2 protein-coding genes are annotated in these 2,880 nt (G+C 34.3%); both read right to left on the reverse strand.

The annotated features are described in order from the left end of the window. Nucleotides 1-1,895: OmpA family protein (locus HM982_RS18265; protein ID WP_179354758.1), on the reverse strand; the 1,895-nt coding region annotated here is incomplete at its 3' end. 20 nt (nucleotides 1,896-1,915) lie between these two features. Continuing rightward, on the reverse strand, nucleotides 1,916-2,827 hold the full coding sequence (locus tag HM982_RS18270; RefSeq protein ID WP_179354759.1) for a PorP/SprF family type IX secretion system membrane protein: 912 nt from the start codon (nucleotides 2,825-2,827) through the stop codon (nucleotides 1,916-1,918). Nucleotides 2,828-2,880: the final 53 nt, after the last annotated feature.

The raw sequence follows: 2,880 nt of genomic DNA on the forward strand, positions 1-2,880 counted from the left end.
TCTTCTACAATAAGAAATTCAGAGCGTCTATTTTCAGCATGTTGATCTCTAGTACAACCTGCAGAACAATCTATTAAAGGTTCAGATTCCCCTTTACCTGTACCAGTAATACGAGACTCATCAATTCCTTTAGAAATAATATACTGAACTGTAGTTTTTGCTCTACGCTCAGAAAGTGCTTCGTTATAAGATTCAGGTCCTCTAACATCAGTATGAGAGAAAGCTTCAATTTCTAATTCAGGATACTTAGTCATAATCTGAACAAGTTTATCTAATTCAAAAGCGGCTTGAGCTGTAATATTCGACTTATCAAACTCGAAGAAAATAGGTGCTAAATCAATTTTATCTGCTAAGATTAATTTTTCGATTGGATCTAAAGAAATTTGAACATTGTTCTCCTCTTCGTTGCTGCCTTTTACAGTTACTTTTTTACTGTCAAAACCATCCATGATAACTTCTAATTCAGAATCTTCTTCACACTCCACAATAAACTCAACAAGACCTTCTTCGTTAGTCATTTTAGTGAGTACTTTAATGCCTTCAGCGTCATATAATGATACCGATGCACCACTAATAGGTTCACGAGTTTTATCATCTAATACCGTTGCGTTAATTAGAACATCACAAAGTGGTTGTAATTTTTTAAACGTGTAAATATCATCACTTCCTTGTCCGCCTTCTCTGTTTGAAGACACAAAACCTTCTTCGTTTTCTTCGTCAATTAAGAATGCAAAATCATCGGCATTACTGTTAATTGGTATACCAACATTACGTATGGGTGCTATGGCGCCATCTATTTCTTTAGTGTAGAAAACATCTAAACCACCAAGACCTAAGTGCCCATCAGAAGAAAAATATAAGGTATTATCACTACTTATATATGGGAACATTTCTTGTCCTTCAGTATTAACTTTTTGACCTAAATTTTCTGGTTCTCCTAATGTACCATCACTGTTTATTGTCGCTTTATAAATATCAAATTTACCGTAACCTCCTGGCATATTTGAAGCAAAATATAAGGTACTACCATCAACACTTACAGACGGGTTTTTTACCGAGTAATTTTCATTGTTAATAGCTAAACTTTCTACCATATCCCAATCATCACCTAATTTAGTGGCTTTAAATAAGTAAAGCTGACTAAAGCGTGCGCTGCTTAGCGAATCCTTTTCATAATCTTTTTCAAAATAACTTTCTCTTGAAAAATACATGGTGTCCCCATCTGGTGAAAATGACACTAAACCTTCGTGATATTTAGTGTTTATGGTGTTGTTTGCTAATGTAGCTTCTTGGTATGTATCGTCTGTATTTTTAGTAATTGTAAAAATATCTAAGTACGGTTGATCGTTCCAACCATAAGTTTTACGATTATCGTTACGTCCAGAAGCGATATATAATTTCCCATCATTTAAGGTACCACCAAAATCTGATTGTTCTGAGTTAAAATCAGCATTTTGCACATTAAATCGTTTCCCTTTTTCTAAAATTTTAGGGAGGTAATCTGGATTTTCTTTATAAGCTATTGCTCTATTGTCTGCAGGACGCATAGAAGCAAATTTCTCCATTTGTTGGTTAGATGCTTCGTATTTACCATTGGCTTTAAGCATTTGAGAATACTTATAAATCATTTCTGGTTCATTAGAAGTTTCTAAAGCTTTAGCATACCAACGTTCTGCAGCTTCTGTGTTAAAAATGTTATAGTAGCTTTCTGCTAATTGTCCGTAAACATAAGTATCAGCTTTTCCTTTTTCAACAAGCTTGTTATAGCTTTCTGCTGCTTTAACAAATTCGAATCTCGAGAAATGTTTGTCTGCTTTTTTAGTGTCTTTATTTTGAGCAGTTAAGCAAAAGCTACTCATCAACGTAATAAATAGTAAAGTATTAATTTTTTTCATAATTGTTTTAGCTTAACTGATTAAAAGTATCTTGGTGAACGTGAAATACGCTTTGAGAAATTAAGGTCAAATAAGAACATAATTTCGTGCGATGCTGGAGCATATGCTTTTATATCTGAAGAAACCGCATCATACGCATATCCTACTCGTACCGATGGTGTTAAAGCAAAATTTACTAAACCAGAAAACGAATCATCCAATCTGTAAGAAGCTCCAATTTCAAACTTCTTATAAAACCTGGCATTGACATTAACATCAAAAGAGGTTGGTGCATCAAATGCTGATTTTACCATTACTGATGGCTTAAGCTCCGTATTAGGCGATAAGTCAAACACATAACCACCAGTTAAGAAATAGTGCTGTGTTTCAGTTCCTATATTTAAGTCACTGTCATCTAAGTGAACAGAAGACAGTAGGTTAGGCACTGATAATGAAACATAGTATTTTTGGGTGTAATAAAAGAAGCCAGCACCAATATTTGGAGTGGTTTCATTTATACCCATTCCAAAGAAAGGATCGGTGTTATCTATAACATCTACATTTGAACTTGATAAATTGATATCATGAAATGTAGCACCTGCTTTAACCCCAAAAGCTAATTTGTGTTCCCCTCCTAAATTCAAGGTATAAGACACATCAACATAGGTGTTGGTTTCTTTAACAGGCCCAATTTGGTCTGCAATTACTGATAAACCTATGCCTAGGTTATTACCCACAGGTGCATGTCCAAAGAATGTTCCTGTTTCTGGTCCACCATCAATACCAGACCATTGGTTTCTGTATAATAGTCCAAAAGAAAGGTTTTCTCTTGAGCCTGCATAAGCAGGGTTTACTACATTCATATTATACATGTACTGCGTGTACTGAGGGTCTTGTTGTCCATGCATCTGAAATGCTAAAAGCAAAACCGCTATAATAGAGAGTTTTTTCATTATAATAAGTTGAATCTGTTAATTTATTATCTGTTAATATATACCCAAGCACT

The sequence above is a fragment of the Winogradskyella vidalii genome, assembly GCF_013403955.1.
In the GTDB taxonomy this organism is placed as follows: domain Bacteria; phylum Bacteroidota; class Bacteroidia; order Flavobacteriales; family Flavobacteriaceae; genus Winogradskyella; species Winogradskyella vidalii.